At 68.9% G+C, this 16058-nt stretch carries 17 protein-coding genes; 4 read left to right on the top strand and 13 right to left on the bottom strand.

What is annotated here, in order from left to right:
- Positions 1-63: 63 nt before the first annotated feature.
- From fliR to fliF, 13 genes are all read right to left on the bottom strand, one after another.
- Positions 64-849 (bottom strand): flagellar biosynthetic protein FliR, encoded by a 786-nt coding sequence (gene fliR / locus ACSFA5_RS13970; protein WP_435444764.1) that lies wholly within the window; start codon positions 847-849, stop codon positions 64-66.
- 8 nt (positions 850-857) lie between these two features.
- Complete coding sequence (fliQ, locus tag ACSFA5_RS13965; RefSeq protein WP_435436180.1) at positions 858-1127, bottom strand: flagellar biosynthesis protein FliQ; 270 nt, start codon at positions 1125-1127, stop codon at positions 858-860.
- A 10-nt stretch (positions 1128-1137) separates the two neighbouring features.
- Positions 1138-1869 carry a flagellar type III secretion system pore protein FliP gene (gene fliP, locus ACSFA5_RS13960; protein WP_435444763.1) on the bottom strand — a complete coding sequence of 244 codons (732 nt, stop codon included), beginning with the start codon at positions 1867-1869 and terminating at the stop codon, positions 1138-1140.
- A 23-nt stretch (positions 1870-1892) separates the two neighbouring features.
- Positions 1893-2402 (bottom strand): flagellar biosynthetic protein FliO, encoded by a 510-nt coding sequence (fliO, locus tag ACSFA5_RS13955; RefSeq protein ID WP_435444631.1) that lies wholly within the window; start codon positions 2400-2402, stop codon positions 1893-1895.
- Positions 2399-2845 (bottom strand): flagellar motor switch protein FliN, encoded by a 447-nt coding sequence (fliN, locus tag ACSFA5_RS13950; RefSeq protein WP_435444630.1) that lies wholly within the window; start codon positions 2843-2845, stop codon positions 2399-2401. The genes fliO and fliN overlap by 4 nt, the downstream gene beginning before the upstream one ends.
- Complete coding sequence (gene fliM / locus ACSFA5_RS13945) at positions 2838-3836, bottom strand: flagellar motor switch protein FliM (RefSeq protein ID WP_435444629.1); 999 nt, start codon at positions 3834-3836, stop codon at positions 2838-2840. Before fliM ends, fliN begins: the two co-directional genes overlap by 8 nt.
- Before the next feature lie 24 nt (positions 3837-3860).
- Positions 3861-4367: a flagellar basal body-associated protein FliL gene (fliL, locus tag ACSFA5_RS13940; RefSeq protein ID WP_435444628.1), complete on the bottom strand. Its 507-nt coding sequence runs from the start codon at positions 4365-4367 to the stop codon at positions 3861-3863.
- Between the two features lie 135 nt (positions 4368-4502).
- On the bottom strand, positions 4503-5969 hold the full coding sequence (locus ACSFA5_RS13935; RefSeq protein ID WP_435444627.1) for a flagellar hook-length control protein FliK: 1467 nt from the start codon (positions 5967-5969) through the stop codon (positions 4503-4505).
- Between the two features lie 16 nt (positions 5970-5985).
- Positions 5986-6441: a flagellar export protein FliJ gene (gene fliJ, locus ACSFA5_RS13930; protein ID WP_435444626.1), complete on the bottom strand. Its 456-nt coding sequence runs from the start codon at positions 6439-6441 to the stop codon at positions 5986-5988.
- Positions 6442-6491: 50 nt separating this feature from the next.
- Positions 6492-7949, bottom strand: coding sequence for a flagellar protein export ATPase FliI (fliI, locus tag ACSFA5_RS13925; protein WP_435444625.1), 1458 nt, complete (start codon positions 7947-7949; stop codon positions 6492-6494).
- Between the two features lie 5 nt (positions 7950-7954).
- On the bottom strand, positions 7955-8818 hold the full coding sequence (gene fliH, locus ACSFA5_RS13920) for a flagellar assembly protein FliH (RefSeq protein ID WP_435444624.1): 864 nt from the start codon (positions 8816-8818) through the stop codon (positions 7955-7957).
- Positions 8805-9803, bottom strand: coding sequence for a flagellar motor switch protein FliG (gene fliG / locus ACSFA5_RS13915; RefSeq protein ID WP_435444623.1), 999 nt, complete (start codon positions 9801-9803; stop codon positions 8805-8807). The genes fliH and fliG overlap by 14 nt, the downstream gene beginning before the upstream one ends.
- Complete coding sequence (gene fliF, locus ACSFA5_RS13910; RefSeq protein WP_435444622.1) at positions 9796-11565, bottom strand: flagellar basal-body MS-ring/collar protein FliF; 1770 nt, start codon at positions 11563-11565, stop codon at positions 9796-9798. Before fliF ends, fliG begins: the two co-directional genes overlap by 8 nt.
- A gap of 292 nt (positions 11566-11857) precedes the next feature.
- Here fliF and fliE point away from each other — a divergent pair, with 292 nt between their 5' ends.
- The 4 genes from fliE (at position 11858) to fliD (ending at position 16046) form a co-directional block, all read left to right on the top strand.
- Positions 11858-12181: a flagellar hook-basal body complex protein FliE gene (gene fliE / locus ACSFA5_RS13905; protein ID WP_435444621.1), complete on the top strand. Its 324-nt coding sequence runs from the start codon at positions 11858-11860 to the stop codon at positions 12179-12181.
- Between the two features lie 176 nt (positions 12182-12357).
- Positions 12358-14022, top strand: a complete 1665-nt coding sequence (locus ACSFA5_RS13900; RefSeq protein ID WP_435444620.1) for a flagellin N-terminal helical domain-containing protein — start codon at positions 12358-12360, stop codon at positions 14020-14022.
- A 175-nt stretch (positions 14023-14197) separates the two neighbouring features.
- Positions 14198-14551, top strand: a complete 354-nt coding sequence (locus ACSFA5_RS13895; protein WP_435444619.1) for a flagellar protein FlaG — start codon at positions 14198-14200, stop codon at positions 14549-14551.
- Between the two features lie 52 nt (positions 14552-14603).
- Entirely contained in the window at positions 14604-16046 is a 1443-nt protein-coding gene (gene fliD, locus ACSFA5_RS13890) for a flagellar filament capping protein FliD (protein ID WP_435444618.1), read from the top strand.
- Positions 16047-16058: the final 12 nt, after the last annotated feature.

Raw genomic sequence — 16058 nt, 5'->3', positions numbered from 1 at the left:
CACCAGAGGCCCGGCAAAGCCGGTTCCTCGGTGTTCCTCGAAAGAGGCGGGTACCGCGCCGAATTACGGACGCAGGCCCTGCGTGAACCGCAACATGTTCGAGATGGATTCCGCGAAGCGCGGCTCCAGGAACGCCGCCATGTTCGGCATCAGCAGCTGCAGCATGAAGATGCCCGCCAGCAGCGTGAGCGGAAAGCCCACGGCGAAGATGCTGAACTGCGGCGAGGCGCGGTTCAGGATGCCCATGGCCAGGTTCAGCGTGAGCAGCGCGGTGATGAGCGGCAGCGCCAGCATCAGCCCGCTGGCAAAGATGTCGCCGCCGGCCAGCACCAGGAACAGCCAGCCGCCCGAAGCCATGGGCCCGTCGGCGATCGGCAGGGTGGCGAAGCTGTCGGCCAGCGCGTTCACCATCAGCAGGTGGCCGTCGAGCGCAAGAAAGATCAGCATCGCCAGCATGTTCAGCAGGCGCGACACCACCATGGTGCTGCCGTGGCTCATGGGGTCGAAGAAAGAGGCGAACGACAGGCCCATCTGCAGGCCGATGTACTCGCCCGCGGCCAGCACGGCGGTGAACACCAGCTTCATCGAGAAGCCCATGGCCGCGCCGACCAGCACCTGCTGCACGATGATCCACAGGCCGCCCGCGGACACCACCGGCACGGACGGCAGCGTGCCCAGCGTGGGCGCGATCACGAAGGTCAGCATGACGGCGACCGCCACCTTCACCGGGCGCGGCACCCACGCCTCGCCGAAGATCGGCGCCGTGCTCACCAGCGCGAGCATGCGCACGAACGGCCACAGGAAGGCCACCATCCAGCCCTCGAGCTGGGCCGAGGTGACGGAAAGAATCGACGGCGTCACGCCACCAGCTGCGGAATGCCGGCGAACAGCGCGCGCATGTAGTCGAGCATGCGGTCGAGCATCCAGGGGCCGGCGATCACCAGCGTCGCGAACACCGCGAGCAGCTTGGGAATGAACGACAGCGTGGCTTCGTTGATCTGCGTGGCGGCCTGGAAGATGCTCACGATCAGGCCGATGACCAGCGCCACCAGCAGCAGCGGGGCGCCCAGCAGCAGCGAGATCTCCATGGCCCGGTGGCCCATGGTCATGACGGATTCGGGGGTCATCTGGGCGTACCTAAAGGTAGAAGCTCTGCGCCAATGCGCCGATCAACAACTGCCAGCCGTCGGCCAGCACGAAGAGCATCAGCTTGAAGGGCAGTGCAATGGAAGCGGGCGGCACCATCATCATGCCCATCGACATCAGCACGCTGGCCACCACCAGGTCGATGATGAGGAACGGAATGAAGATGGTGAAGCCGATCTGGAAGGCGGTCTTCAGCTCGCTGATGACGAAAGACGGCAACAAAATGCGCAGTGGCACCTCTTCCGGGCCCTGCATGTCGGGCACCTTGGCCAGGCGCGCGAACAGGGCCAGGTCGCTCTCGCGGGTCTGCTTGAGCATGAAGGTCTTGAAGGGCGCGATGCCGCGCTCCAGCGCCTTGTCGGCGCTGATCTTGTTCTCGGAGAAGGGCACGTAGGCGTCGGTATAGGCCTTGTCGAGCACCGGCGCCATCACGAAGAAGGTCAGGAACAGCGACAGCCCCACCAGCACCTGGTTGGGTGGCGAGGTCTGCGTGCCGATGGCGGTGCGCAGCAGGCCCATCACGATCAGGATGCGCGTGAAGCTGGTCATCGACAGCAGCAGCGCGGGCAGGAAGGTGAGCGAGGTCAGCAGCACCATGGTCTGCACGCTCAGCGACCAGGTCTGGCTGCCGCCGGGGCCCGGCGTGCTGGTGATGCCGGGCAGGCCCTGGGTCCAGGCCACGGCGGGCAGCGCGGCGGCGGCAAGCAGCAGCGCGGCACGCAGGCCGCGGCGCAATGCGGAATGCGTCATGGAGCGGTGTGCGTCTTGCCCGAGAGGGATTCGCGCAGTTTCCGGGCAAAGAGTTCGACAGGGTTGTTCATGGCGGCGGGCATGCCCGCCGTGCCGGAGGCCGGCTGCGCCTGCGCCGGCAGCGTGTGCAGCATGTTGACCTGGCTGGACGTGACGCCCAGCACCAGCCACTGGCCGCCCACTTCCACCACGACCACGCGTTCGCGCTGGCCGAGCGCTGCGCTGGAGACCACCTTCACCAGGTGGCCGCCGCCCAGGCGCTGAAGGCCGAAGCGGCGCGCCAGCCAGGCGCACAGAAAAATCAGGCCGACCACCACCGCCATGCCGAAGCCGGCCTGCAACAGGCCCGACGCGCCGACCGCGGCCGGTTGCGCTTCATGCACGGGCGTGGGCACGGTGGGCAGCGCGGCGTGGGCCGTGTGCACGGCCTGCGCGCACAGGGCGCACAGCGCCGCCGCCCACGCGGGCAGCGCACGCAGCGCATGCAGGTGGGGGCGCAGGTTCATGAACGGGCGAGCTTCTGCATGCGCTCGGACGGGGTGACGATGTCGGTCAGGCGAATGCCGTATTTCTCGTTCACCACCACCACTTCGCCCTGCGCGATGAGGTAGCCGTTGATCAGCACGTCCAGCGGCTGGCCGGCCAGGCCGTCCAGCTCCACCACCGAGCCCTGCGACAGCTGCAGCAGGTTCTTGATGGTGATGCGGGTGCGGCCGATCTCGGCGGTGAGCTGCACGGGCACGTCGAGCACGCGCGCGATGTCCACGGCGGTGGCGCTGGACGGCACCGACGGCGCGTCGTGGATCTGCTGGAAGACCTGCGCGGTGGCGGGGGCCACGGCGGGTTCGGGCACGGCCGCTGCCGGGGCCGGGGTGGCCGCGGTCTGTTCGGCCAGCGCGCTGGCCCAGTCGTCCGCGTCGCTGCTGGCGGAAGAGGTGTTGTCAGTCATGGTCGTTCTTCAAATCGCTGTCTTGGTGGGAGATCATGTGTTGCACGCGCAAGGCGTAGCGCTCGTTCGAGGTGCCGTAGCCGCACTCCATCACCGGCACGCCGCCGACCTTGGCGAGCACCGTGGTCGGCAGCTCGATGGGAATCACGTCGCCGGTCTGCAGCTTCATCACTTCGCCCAGCGTGGAGGGCATGGTCACGAAGTCGGCAATGAGCTCGACGTCGGCCGCCTGCATCTGGCGCGACATCTGCTTGACCCAGCGCTTGTCGACCTCGACCTCGTCCTGGATCGGGTTGGACAGCAGGTCCTTGATGGGCTCGATCATCGAGTAGGGAATGCACACGTGCAGAAAGCCGCCCACCGGGCCGAACTCGATCTGCAGCGTGGTGTTGATCACCACCTCGTTGGGCGCCACGATGTTGGCGAGCTTGCCGTGCATTTCGGCGCGCACGTAGTCGAAGTCCAGCGGGAACACCGGCTGCCAGGCGTCGCCGTAGCACTGCAGCGACAGGTCGAGCAGGCGCTTGATGATGCGCTGCTCGGTGCGCGTGAAGTCGCGGCCTTCCACGCGCACGTGGTAGCGCCCGTCGCTGCCGAAGAGGTTGTCCACCACCAGGAACACCAGCTTCGGGTCGAACACGAACAGCGCCGTGCCGCGCAGCGGCTTCAGGTGGATCATGTTGATGTTCGCGGGCACCGGCAGGTGCCGCACGAACTCGCCGTACTGCTGGATCTGTATGGGCCCCACCGAGATGTCGGGGCTGCGGCGCATGAAGTTCAGCAGCGCGCTGCGCAGGCCGCGCGCGAAGCGGTCGTTGATGACCTCCAGCGTGTGCATGCGGTTGCGCACCACGCGGTCGGGCGCGCCGAGGTCGTAGGCCGGCAGGCCGTCCCTGGGCGGCGGCGGGGCCGCCGGCTGGTCGACTTCGCCGGTGACGCCTTGCAAGAGCGCATCGACCTCGTCCTGCGAAAGCACCTGTTCATACGCCATGGGTCGCTTGTCCGAAGAGGGGGGTCACTGCACCACGAAGGTGTTGAAGGACACGTTGGAGATGCCCAGCGGGGGCTGCCCGGCGGACAGCGGCGTGTTCAGCGCGGTGCGAATTTCTTCTGCCAGCTTGGCCTTGCCCTCGGGCGTGACCAGCGTGTCGGGCGTGCGGTTGGACAGCAGCATCAGCAGGCGGCTGCGCAGTTCGGGCATGTACTCCACGATCTGCGCCTTGGTCTTTTCGTCGGGCACGCGCAGCGCCATGCCGATCTGCAGGAAGCGGCTGCGGCCTTCGGACTGCAGGTTGACCGTCAGCGGCTCCAGCATCAGGAAGATCGGCTTTTCCGGCGCGGCGGCCTTCGCCGGCTCCGCGGCCGCGGGCGCCGCGTTCATGAACCTGGGAATGAAGGTGTACGCGGCGGCGGCGACGGCCGCGAGGCCGACGGCGATCACCAGCCCGATCACCAGCTTGGAAGAGCGGCGCGGGGCCTGTTGATTCGGGAGAGCGGTTGCGGCGGGAGTGGAGGTAGCCATGGTGATGCGGGGTTGCGGGTCCGGTCTATTCTTTGCGAAGTCCCTCGGCAACGAACGGTCGAACAAGCGCACAAAGGCGTTTCATATCCGTTCATTGCGGGCGCCGGGCAGGCGCCGCCGAGGGGAGGGCGGGCGTCAGGCGAAGGTGTCGACCCCCGCGCTCGCGTGGGTGGCCGGCGCGGCACGCGCAGCCGTCACAGGCGCGGCGGGCGTGGCGGCAGCGGCACGGCCGGCGCCGGGGTAGCTGGCGGCCTGTTGCCGTGCGGCGTTCTGCTGCTGTTGCTGTTGCTGCTGCTGCGCGAACGCGGCGTCCTGGCCGCCGGCCTGGCGGGTGTCGGCGCCGACCGAGGCCTGGCCCAGTGTGATGCCCTGTTCCGACATCGCGCTGCGAAGTTGCGGCAGCGCGGCCTCGACGGCCTTGCGCACGCTTTCATGGGCCGACACGAACATGGCCTGCGCCTGGTTGTCGCCCAGCGACAGCGTGACCTTGAGCGGGCCGAGCCCGGCGGGGTTGAGATTGAGCTCGGCCGTGTGGTGGCCGGTGGTGCTCATGCGCGCCAGCTGCTGGCCGAGGGCAGGGCCCCATTTGTCGCTGCCGACCTCGGGGGCGACGGTGTGCACCGCGGGGCGCGCGGCGGCGGTTTCGTCGCTGCGTCCGGCCGAGGCCGCGGTGGCGGCGGGCTGCTGCAGCGAGAAGGGCGCGACGCCCGCCTGGGTGTCCGCGTTGGCGTCGGCGTCCGCGCCGGGGGCGTTCGCGGCGCCCGGCACGGCTGCTGCTGCGGCGGCGATGGCCGCCGTGGCGCCCTCGGCGGCCTTCGGTTGCGCGGCGCTCGCCAGCTGATCGGCGGTGGTGGCGCTCACGGCGGTGCGCGGACCGGCGCGGCCGGCCGCGGCGGCGCCGGCGGCCGGGCCTGAGGAGGCCGACGCGGGCTTTGCAGTGCCTGCCCCCATGGTCTGTGCCGCCACGGCGGCGCGCACGATGTCCTGCAGCGAAGCGGTCGGCGCGGCGTCGGCATCGCGCGCGGCGTTGGCGGCGCTGGCTGCCGCGGTCGCCGCGGCGGGCCTGGCGGCGTCCTTGGCTGCCGCTTCCGCTTCGGGCGTGGCCTTGGCGTTCGCGGCCAGCGTGGCCGCATCCGACAGGGGCGCCTGGGCCTTGGCGAGCGTGTCGGCCGTGGCCGCGGCAGCGTCGGCGTGAATGTCCGCCGCCGCGACGGTGCCCTGGGCCGCATCGAGCGCCTTGGCTGCGTCGGCCGCATCGCCGGCACCCTTGACCGCCGCGCGTCCCGCGAGGGTCAGCGCATGCAGCGGCGAGTGGGCCGGCGCCAGGAAGGCGAGGTTCGGGTCGGCGGGCAGCGCGTCCTGGGTGTCTTCGTCGGCGCCGGGCTTGCGCACCGGCTTGCGCTCGGCGGCCGTGGCGGTGGCGCCCGACGCATCGTCCGCGGTCCTGGCGCGCGGGTTGCCGTTGCTGGCGCGCGAGCGCTCCAGCGCGGCGCCGAAGCCCTGGCCCTGCGCTTCGTCCGCGCCGCGGCTGCGCGAACCGGCCTGCGACACGGACGGGCTGCCGCTGTTGGGCGAGACGGGGGGCGAGATCATGGGTGACATGTCGGCTCCTGGGGATTCAAAGGGTCGGGTGCGAGGCGCGGTCGAAGAACTTGCGCGCCGCGCGTTCGTCGCTGTCGCGCTGCTCGCGCTTGTTCTCGGCCATCATTTCCTGGGCGCGCACGCGCTCGGCCAGGGTGTCGAACGAGCTCAGGCGGCGCTTTTGCTGCTGCCAGTCGACGCGGCCGTTGTCCAGGCGCGTCTCGGTCTGCGTGGCGATGGCGCGCTGCTGCTCGATGGCGCCGTCCAGCGTGCCGAGGAAGTTGCGGTAGTTGCGCCACTGCGAGGAGGGCAGGCCGTCGCGCATCAGCGCGTCGAGCTGGTTGTGATAGTCCTGGCGGTACTGCAGCAGCAGCTCGAGTTTCTGGTTGGCGCTGAGGTGCGCGCTCTGCAGCGTGCCCAGGCGCCGCGCGGCGTCGTCGGTCTGCGTGTGGGCCAGGTCGATCAGCATGCCGAGGGGAAGCTTGCGGGTCATGAAAGAAGTCCTTGCGTGGTGTCGGGTGTGCGTGGCTTGCCGGAACGGGCTCAGGCGCGCCGCTCGGGCGTGAACAGGCCGTCCAGGTGGGCGATGGAGTCCTCGTAGCCGGTGCGCTCGTGCATCGACTGCTGCAGGAAGGACTCGATGCGCGGGTACATCGCGATGGCCTGGTCCAGCTGCAGGTCGTGGCCGGGCGCGTAGGCGCCCACGCTGATCAGGTCGCGGTTGCGCTGGTAGCGCGACAGCATCTGCTTGAAGCGGCGCACGCTCTCGAACTGCGTCTGCGGAATCAGCGCCGTCATGGCGCGGCTGATGGAGGCCTCGATGTCGATGGCGGGGTAGTGCCCGGCTTCGGCCAGCGTGCGCGAGAGCACCACGTGCCCGTCCAGGATGGCGCGCGCCGAGTCGGCGATCGGGTCCTGCTGGTCGTCGCCCTCGGACAGCACCGTGTAGAAGGCGGTGATGGAGCCGCCGCGCCCCTGCGCGTCGCGCGCGCCGTTGCCGGCGCGTTCCACCAGCGCGGGCAGCTTGGCGAACACCGACGGCGGGTAGCCCTTGGTGGCCGGCGGCTCGCCCACGGCCAGCGCAATTTCGCGCTGCGCCATGGCGTAGCGGGTGAGCGAGTCCATGATGAGCAGCACGTCCTTGCCCAGGTCGCGAAAATATTCGGCCAGGCAGGTGGCGTAGGCCGCGCCCTGCAGGCGCAGCAGCGGCGAGTTGTCGGCCGGCGCGGCCACCACCACGGCGCGGGCCAGGCCCTCTTCGCCCAGCGTGTTCTCGATGAAGTCTTTCACCTCGCGCCCGCGTTCGCCGATCAGGCCGACGACGATGACCTCGGCGCTGGTGTAGCGCGCCATCATGCCCAGCAGCACGCTCTTGCCCACGCCGGAGCCGGCGAACAGGCCCATGCGCTGGCCGCGGCCGACGGTGAGCATCGCGTTGATGGCGCGCACGCCCACGTCGAGCACCGAATCGATGGGTGCGCGGCTCAGCGGGTTGACCGGTGGCGAGCTCAGCGGCACCTTGCGCGCGAAGTCGAGCGGGCCCAGCCCGTCGAGCGGACGGCCGGCCGCGTCGACCACGCGCCCGAGCATGCCTTCGCCCACGGGCAGGCGCTTGGTGTGGGCGTTGCCGCTGGAGCCGGTCATGCCGGGCTCCACCGTGACGGGCCGCGCGAACACGCGCGCGCCCGGCACCAGGCCGGCCACTTCGGTCTGCGACATCAAAAACAGGCGATCGCCCGCGAAGCCGACCACTTCGGCTTCGGCGTAGCGCTGCGCATTGCCCGGCGGCAGCTCGATCAGGCAGTCGCTGCCCACCGGCAGCTGCAGGCCCACGGCCTCGAGCACCAGCCCGACGGCGCGCGTGAGGCGGCCCGACGCGGTGGTGGTGGTGCACTGGGCGACGCCCTCGCGCGCCTTGTCCAGCGCGGCGCGCACCTTGTGCAGGTGGGGGTTGGCGGCAGAGGTGGCGGTGGCGGTCTGCATCGTGGAGGTCTCGCGCATGGCGTTCAGGAGGGTTCGCCGCCGTCGGAGGCGTTCTCGCGCAGCACCGAGGCCACGCGCTTCCAGCGGGTCTCCAGCGTGCCGTCGAGTTCGCCGTTGGCGGACTGCACGCGGCAGCCGCCGCGCGCCAGGGTGTCGTCGCTGCGCACCAGCCAGCCGGCGGCCTCGATCTCGTGGCCCAGGCTGTTCTTCACCAGCGCCACGTCGTCGGGATGCAGCAGCAGGCGCGGCTCGCCGCGCAGGGCGGGTTCGGTGTTCAGCAGGTCGCGCACCAGCGGCAGCACCCATTCGGGCTCGGCCTTCAGCGTGCGGTGCACCACCTGGCGCGCCACGTCGAGCGCGAGCGCCAGCACGGTGTCGGTCAGTTCGCCCTCGGCGCGGCGCAGTGCGTCGGGCAGCGACAGCGTGAGCGCGCGCAGGCGCTCCGCATGCGCGCTGGCGGCGGCCAGCCCGGCGGCCAGGCCTTCGGTGTGGCCGGCCTTGCGGCCTTCGGCCAGGCCGTCGGCACGGCCTTCGGCTTCGGCGGCGGTGCGCGCGTCCTTGCGGATGCGGGCCAGCTCGGCCAGGTCGACCCGGGGCGCCGGGGGCGCGGGAGGAGGAACCGGGGAAAGCGGCGCGGCGCTGCGGTTGCCGTTGCGGTTGAACTCGGCGGCGGCGGCGGCCTTGCGGCTCGCGGGCACCGAGGGCTTGCCGTCGAGCGTGCCCATTTCCCAGCGCTCCCAGGCGGAGAGCGCGGGCGGGGCCGGCCGGCTGGTCATGCTGGGCAGGGGACCCGCGGCGGCCTGCCGCGCGGCAGCGTGGATGGCGGCGAGCCGTTCGCTCGCGCCGTGGGTGAATGCGCCCGAGGCGCTGCGGTCAGACGAAGTCATCGGTGCCAGGCGCCGAAATCACGATTTCGCCGGATTCCGCCAGGCGGCGGGCCACCTGCAGGATCGTCTTCTGCTCGGCCTCGACCTGCGACACACGCACGGGACCGCGCAGTTCCATGTCCTCGCGCAGGGTCTCGGCGGCGCGTTGCGACATGTTGTTGAGGAACTTGTCGCGCAGCTCCATCGGCGCGCCCTTGAGCGCGATGATGAGCGAGTCGCTCTCGATGTCCTTGAGCAGGCGCTGGATGCTGCGGTCTTCCAGACCCAGCAGGTTCTCGAACACGAACATCTCGTCGACGATGCGCTGGGCCAGCGCCTCGTCGTGTTCGCGCACATGGGCGATGGCTTCTTCTTCCACCGCGGTGCTCATCAGGTTGACGATCTCGGCCGCGGTGCGCACGCCGCCCAGTCGGCTGCGACGCAGGCCCTGGCCCGCGAGCATCTCGGTGAGCACGTCGGTCAGCTCGGTCAGCGCCGAGGGCTGCACGCCGCCGAAGGTGGCCACGCGCATGATCACGTCGTGGCGCAGGCGCGCGGGCAGCTTCTCCAGCACCTCGGAGGCCTTCATGCGGTCCAGGTGCACCACCAGCGTGGCCAGGATCTGCGGATGCTCGTCGCGGATGAGCTCGGCCACTTCGCCGGCCTCCAGCTCGTTGAGCCGCTCGATGCCGCCGTGCGGCTCGTCGGGCTGCAGGATGTCTTCCAGCAGGTTGCTGGCGCGGTCCTCGCCCAGGGCCTTCTTCAGCACCGCGCGGATGTAGCTGGTCGAGCCCAGGTGCAGCGCCGACAGCTGCTCGGTTTCCTGGCGGAACTCGGCCAGCACTTCGGCCAGCTCTTCCTTGGAGACCGAGGTCAGCTTGGACATCGCGAGGCCCAGCGTCTGCACCTCGGAGGTGGGCAGCTGGTGCAGCGCGGCGGCGGCGCGGTCTTCGCCCAGCGCCATCAGCAGGATGGCGCCTTTTCGGGTTCCCAGTTCGTTACTCATGGGTGTTCATCCAGTGCTGGATCAGGGTGGCGACCAGCTTGGGGTCCTTGTCGGCGATGGCGTGCGCATAGTCCATGTCGGCTTTCTTGCGGTTGGCCTCGCGTTCGCGCAGGCTGTCTTCCGGCGAGGGCGCGGCGGCGTCCGGCGCGGCGCTCGGGATGATGAAGTCGGCCGTTTCGGCGACCGGCACGGGTGCCGGCGGCGGCGGCGTGTGGCGGCGCACCAGCGGACGCAGCACGGCGAACCAGGCGAACAGGGCGATCAGCGCATACAGCAGGTACTGGCCCAGCGTCTTGCCGATCTCGATGTTCTCGCGGTCGCGCCAGAACGGCACCTCGGCTGCGGGGCCGCTGTCGGCGTCGCGGGCGAAGGCGCTGTTCACCACGTTGAGCGAGTCGCCGCGGTCCTGGCTGAAGCCCATGGCTTCCTTGGCGAGGTTGCGGATCTGTTCCACCTCGGCCGGCGTCAGCGCGCGGCTGGTGGTCTTGCCGGCCGCGTCCGTGCTGTCGCGGTTGTTCACCACCACGGCCACCGACAGGCGCTTCACGCCGCCGGCGGATTGCTGCACATGGCGGATGGTGCGGTCGAGCTCGTAGTTGGTGGTGGTGTCCTTGCGCGTGCTGCTCGGGCCGGTGGTGGCGGCGGCGGTGGTCGCGGTGGTGGCGCCGTTGGCACCCGGCGCGCCGGGCGTGCCCGGTGCACCCGGCGTCCCGGGCGGCGGCGTGCCCGGCGCATTCGGTGCGCGCGGGCCGACGATCGGCGCGGTCGGGTTCACCGGCGGCTGGTTCGACAGCGCGCCCGGCACGCCGCCCGGCGGTCCGTTGCCGTGCTGCGCCGACTCGCTGCTCTGCTGGCTGCGCATGGCGGCCTGCGACGGGTCCTGGTTGGGCTTGTACTTCTCGTCGGTGTGCTCCACCACCGTGAAGTCGATGTCGGCCGCCACCTGGGCGCGCACGTTGCTCGCGCCGACCAGGGGCTGCAGGATGGCTTCGATGCGGCGGATGTAGCCCTGCTCGATTTCCTGCGCATATTTGATCTGGCTCACGTCCAGCCCTCGGTCGGAGCCGCGCGCGGAAGACAGCAGGTTGCCGCGCTGGTCGACCACGGTGACGCTCTTGGCGTCCAGGTCGGGCACGCTGCTGGACACCATGTGCACGATGGCGCTGACCTGGCCTTCGTCGATGCTGCGCCCGCGCATGAGCGTGAGCACCACCGAGGCCGAGGGCTTCTTCTGGTCGCGCACGAACAGCGAGGGCTTGGGCAGCGCCAGGTGCACGCGGGCCGCCTCGATGGTGCCGATCGACTCGATGGAGCGCGCCAGCTCGCCTTCCAGCCCGCGCTGGTAGTTGACCTGCTCGGCGAACTGGCTGGTGCCGAACTTCTGGTTGTCCATCAGCTCGAAGCCCACGCCGCCGGCCTTGGGCAGACCCTGCGCCGCGAGCTTCAGGCGCGTTTCCGCCACCTTGTCGCCCGCGATCAGGATCGCGCCGCCGCCTTCGGCGAACTTGTAGGGCACGTTCATCTGCTGGAGCGACGCGATGATCGCGCCGCCGTCGCGGTCCGACACGTTGGTGTACAGCACCTTGTAGTCGGGCGCGCGGCTCCACAGCATGAACGCGGCGGCCGCGGCCACGAGGGCCGCGCCGCCCACGATCAGCGGGAGCTTGGGCTGGGCGCGCAGGCGTTCCAGGATCGGGGGGAGGCCGTTGCCGGAACCATTCCCGGCAGTGGGCACGTCACCCGTGGGCACGGCTGTACTCATGCGCGCACCTTGGTGGCGCCGGGGTGGCCGCTGCGGTCCTGTGCCATGTTTGGAGAGAGATTTCGGTGTTGAGAGTTCATTCCGGAGCGCCGGTGAAGTCGTCCACGGCATGTTCGTTTCGCGACGATTGTCAACAGAGCATGGGAATTCGAATGGCCGAACAGCCGGGGTTTTCGCCCTCAGTTGCGCGCTTGAATCGGGGTCTTCCCTTGATACGCTGCGGGCCAGCCGGAGGACTTGCGTCCTCCTTGTCAAGTCACGCAGAAGTGTTCACACAGGAAGAAGAGATCCCATGTCGATCAGCGCCATCGAATCCGTCTTGCAGCAGATGCGCGTCACCGCGCTCAACACCGGCATCGGCCCGTCCTCGGGCGCGGCCGCCGCCGGGGAGGCCGGCGGCTTTGCCGCCGAGCTGAAGCGCTCGCTCGCCAACATCAGCGGCGCGCAGCAAAGCGCCTATGCGCAGGCCGAGTCGTTCGAACTGGGCAAGCCCGGCGTGGCGCTCAACGACGTGATGGTCGACCTGCAGAAGGCCAACGTGGCGTTCCAGACCGGCCTGCAGGTGCGAAACCGCCTGGTGACGGCCTACCAGGAAGTGATGAACCTGCAGGCTTGAGTGCCCGGTTGGGTGGCTTGGACGGCCCTGTGCAACTTTTTTGTGCGCGGCCCTAAAGGTTTGCAAGGGCTGGCCGATATCCAAATCAACGATGGCTTGAGTCTCACAGCGGAAGCGGGTCCAGCGTTACGGCCGATGGCCGGAGTCACACAACCTTTGTTAATCAGGAGTCCATCATGGCGCAAGTCATCAATACGAACAGCCTCTCGCTGGTCACGCAGAACAACCTCAACAAGTCGCAGTCGGCGTTGAACACCGCCATCGAGCGCCTGTCTTCGGGCATGCGCATCAACAGCGCCAAGGATGACGCTGCCGGCCAAGCCATTGCCAACCGCTTCACGGCCAACATCAAGGGCCTGACGCAAGCAACGCGCAACGCCAACGACGGCATCTCGATCGCTCAAACGACCGAAGGCGCCCTGACCGAAGTCAACAACAACCTGCAACGCGTTCGTGAACTGTCGGTGCAGGCCGCCACGGGCACCAACTCGTCGACCGACCTGGACTCGATCCAGTCGGAAATCGGCCAGCGCCTGGACGAAATCAACCGCGTGTCGGACCAGACCCAGTTCAACGGCGTGAAGGTCCTGTCGGCCAACGCCGGCAAGCTGACCGTTCAAGTCGGCGCGAACGATGGCGAAACCATCGACATCGACCTGCAGGAAGTCAGTGCCAAGACCCTGGGTCTGGACGGCTTCAACGTCAACAACACCGGTTCGAAGAACAAGGCTGCAGGCGCTTCCGACCTGCTGGTCGCCGGCTTCGCCGCAGGCACGACCACCAACGGCGTCACGCCTTACACCCGCACCCTGACCGCAGCCGCCAACGGCGCCACGGCCAACGACGTGCTGGCCAAGATGCAAGACGGCGGTACGGTCACCTCGACCGGCGCCGCAACGTACACCTACAGCGCGGCGACCAAGAGCTACACGGCGGCTGAAGCTGCTCGCAGCCAGACCAACACGCTCTCGACCCTGACCCCGCCGGCCGGCACCAGCGTGACCGCCACGGTCAAGCTCGGCACCCACTCGATGGACGTCAAGATCGACAGCAACGGCACCCTGACCGACGCTGCCGACGGCTCGGCGCTGTACCTCGACAGCACCAACAACCTGACGAAGACCGGCTCGGGCACCACGGTGGGCGCCACGCTGACCGCCTTGGTCGACTCCACGAACGGCATGACCACCGCTGGCGACTCGATCACGATCGCTTCGACCGGTGCCAAGTACACCGTCAACGCGACCGGCGCTGCAGCTGGTGCCAACGCCTTCGCCGTGACGAACGAAGCGACGTCGGCCGATGCCGTCAAGGCCAAGATCAACGCCGGCGCTGGTTCCATCGACATCGACGGTGCAGGTGCTACCGCTGCCTACGCAGTGGCAGCAGCCGGTGGCGCCGTGACCGGTGCCTACATGGGTGTGAGCGGCCTGACGACGACCGCCGCCGAATCGATCAACCTGAACGCCAACGGCGTGGTGACCGACGCGCAAGGCAGCACGGTGTACGCCGACTCCGCCAAGGCCGGCAAGCTGACGACCAACGCCGTGAGCGACGCCAAGTCCACCGTGGACCCGCTGAAGGCACTGGACGCCGCCCTGTCGAAGGTCGACAAGCTGCGCTCCTCGCTGGGTGCGGTGCAGAACCGTTTCGACTCGGTGATCGCCAACCTGGGCACCACGGTGACCAACCTGTCGTCGTCGCGTTCGCGCATCGAAGACGCCAACTACGCCACGGAAGTGTCGAACATGACGCGCGCGCAGATCCTGCAACAAGCCGGTACCTCGGTGCTGTCGCAAGCCAACCAGACCACCCAAGGCGTGCTGTCGCTGCTGCGTTGATCGACGCAGGCTAGCTAGAAGCCAGAAGAAACGCCGTTCCCCGCCCGCAAGGGTGGGGTCCGGCCGGTGCAGGTACCCGGACGCAAGCCGGGAGCGCCTGCGCTGTCCTCTGCGGCCATGCCCGAAGGCGAGGCCGCAGAGGACAGCGAACCCAGCAAAGAACAAGGTGCAAAAGATGTCGAACCCCGTGCCAGCAAACCCCGTGAAGGACAGCCCGTGGACGCAGATGCTCCTGGGTGGCGCCACGGGCGCGAGCCAGCGCGGTGCGGCCTCGGGTGCCAGGGCCGACGCGAAGGAAGAGGCGACGCCGGTGCAGGTCGAGCAGGCGGTTCACCAGGTGAACACGGCGCTCGCGCTGCGCGAGGTCGGCGTGCAGTTCGAGGTCGACAAGGACACCGACAAGCTCATCGTCAAGGTCATCGACCGCGCCAGCGGCGAAGTGATTCGCCAGATTCCGAACGAGGAAGTCGTGCGCATCGCCAAGCTCATGAGCGACGGCAAGGGCCTGCTGGTGGACCACGCGGCCTGAGCCCGCGTCCGAATCTTCATCTGCAACCGCAGCAATCAGGAAAAAAATTCAAATGGCAACGATCAGCAGCCTGGGCGTGGGCTCCAACCTCGACCTCAGCACCTTGCTCACGCAACTCCAGACCGCCGAGAGCCAGCCGCTCGTGGCGCTGCAGGCCAAGGCCAAGAGCTACACGAGCAAGCTCTCGGCCTACGGCACGATCCAGAGCGCGCTCAGCACGCTGCAGACCGCCGCCAAGAAGCTGGGTGACCCGGCGCTGTTCCAGAGCGTGACCGGCACGCCCACGGTCAGCGGCATCCTGGCGGCTTCGGCCACGGACTCGAGCGCCGCGGGCAACTACTCCATTGAGGTGACGCAGCTCGCGCAGGCGCAGACGGTCATCGCCCCGGGCCAGGCCGACACCAAGACGCCCATCGGCAACGGCACGATCACCATCGGCTTCGGCCAGGTCACGGGCGGCACGCTCAACGCCGCCACCGGCCAGTACAGCGGCGCCACGTTCACCGCCGACGCGACCCAGGCCGCCAAGACGATCACCATCGACCCCAACAACAACACGCTGGAAGGCATCCGCAACGCCATCAACGGCGCCAACGCCGGCGTGACGGCCAGCATCGTGAACGACGGCAGCGGCACGCCCAACCGCCTGGTGCTGACGTCCGCGACGACCGGCGAGAAGTCGAGCATGCGCATCTCGGTGTCCGGCGACGCGCCGCTGCAGAACCTGCTGAACAACGACCCGGCCGGCACGCAGAACCTGAAGCAGACGAGCGCGGCGCAGAACGCCAAGCTCAACGTGAACGGCATCGACGTCACCAGCGCCACCAACACCGTGAAGGAAGCCATCCAGGGCGCCACGCTCACGCTGGTGAACACCGGCAAGACCGGCCTGTCGATGAAGGAAAACACGGCGGGCGTGAAGTCGGCGATCACCGATTTCGTGAATGCCTACAACGCGCTGCAAAGCACGTCCAAGACGCTCACGACGTACGACGCCGACACCAAGACGGCTGCCGCGCTGGTCGGCGACACCACGCTGCGCAACCTGCAGACGCGCATTCGCCAGGCGCTCACCACGCCGCAGGACGGCGGCACCAACGACATGAAGGTGCTCACCGAGATCGGCGTGGCCTTCCAGAAGGACGGCACGATCGCCATCGACGCCACCAAGCTCGACAAGGCCCTGGCCGGCAACCTGAAGGGCGTGGCCAACCTGTTCTCCAGCGCCACCGGCAGCACCGGCGGCTACGGCAAGCAGATCGATGCGCTGGTGACCGACCTGAACACCGGCGCCCTGAAGGTGGCCAGCGACGGCGTGACCTCGACCATCAAGCAGCTCGACACCCAGTACGACGCGATGCAGGTGCGCGTGGATGCCGCGGTCGCTCGCTACAAGGCCCAGTTCACCCAGCTCGACGTGATGATCGCCAGCATGAACAACACGAAGACCTATCTCACGCAGCAGTTCGACGCGATGTCGAGCAGCAGCAAGTAAGACAGACAACGA

This window comes from Variovorax monticola (assembly GCF_051216855.1).
Classification (GTDB): domain Bacteria; phylum Pseudomonadota; class Gammaproteobacteria; order Burkholderiales; family Burkholderiaceae_C; genus Variovorax.
The sequence above is the reverse complement of the archived record's forward strand: the minus strand, read 5'-3'. Positions and strand labels throughout refer to the sequence as shown.

What these genes read in the sequence shown, in the direction of transcription:
- fliQ (WP_435436180.1), bottom strand. Translation starts at nt 1,127, where the DNA reads ATGACCCCCGAATCCGTCATGACCATGGGCCACCGGGCCATGGAGATC.
- fliO (WP_435444631.1), bottom strand. Translation starts at nt 2,402, where the DNA reads ATGAACCTGCGCCCCCACCTGCATGCGCTGCGTGCGCTGCCCGCGTGG.
- fliN (WP_435444630.1), bottom strand. Translation starts at nt 2,845, where the DNA reads ATGACTGACAACACCTCTTCCGCCAGCAGCGACGCGGACGACTGGGCC.
- fliM (WP_435444629.1), bottom strand. Translation starts at nt 3,836, where the DNA reads ATGGCGTATGAACAGGTGCTTTCGCAGGACGAGGTCGATGCGCTCTTG.
- fliL (WP_435444628.1), bottom strand. Translation starts at nt 4,367, where the DNA reads ATGGCTACCTCCACTCCCGCCGCAACCGCTCTCCCGAATCAACAGGCC.
- ACSFA5_RS13935 (WP_435444627.1), bottom strand. Translation starts at nt 5,969, where the DNA reads ATGTCACCCATGATCTCGCCCCCCGTCTCGCCCAACAGCGGCAGCCCG.
- fliJ (WP_435444626.1), bottom strand. Translation starts at nt 6,441, where the DNA reads ATGACCCGCAAGCTTCCCCTCGGCATGCTGATCGACCTGGCCCACACG.
- fliI (WP_435444625.1), bottom strand. Translation starts at nt 7,949, where the DNA reads ATGCGCGAGACCTCCACGATGCAGACCGCCACCGCCACCTCTGCCGCC.
- fliH (WP_435444624.1), bottom strand. Translation starts at nt 8,818, where the DNA reads ATGACTTCGTCTGACCGCAGCGCCTCGGGCGCATTCACCCACGGCGCG.
- fliG (WP_435444623.1), bottom strand. Translation starts at nt 9,803, where the DNA reads ATGAGTAACGAACTGGGAACCCGAAAAGGCGCCATCCTGCTGATGGCG.
- fliF (WP_435444622.1), bottom strand. Translation starts at nt 11,565, where the DNA reads ATGAGTACAGCCGTGCCCACGGGTGACGTGCCCACTGCCGGGAATGGT.
- fliE (WP_435444621.1), top strand. Translation starts at nt 11,858, where the DNA reads ATGTCGATCAGCGCCATCGAATCCGTCTTGCAGCAGATGCGCGTCACC.
- ACSFA5_RS13900 (WP_435444620.1), top strand. Translation starts at nt 12,358, where the DNA reads ATGGCGCAAGTCATCAATACGAACAGCCTCTCGCTGGTCACGCAGAAC.
- ACSFA5_RS13895 (WP_435444619.1), top strand. Translation starts at nt 14,198, where the DNA reads ATGTCGAACCCCGTGCCAGCAAACCCCGTGAAGGACAGCCCGTGGACG.
- fliD (WP_435444618.1), top strand. Translation starts at nt 14,604, where the DNA reads ATGGCAACGATCAGCAGCCTGGGCGTGGGCTCCAACCTCGACCTCAGC.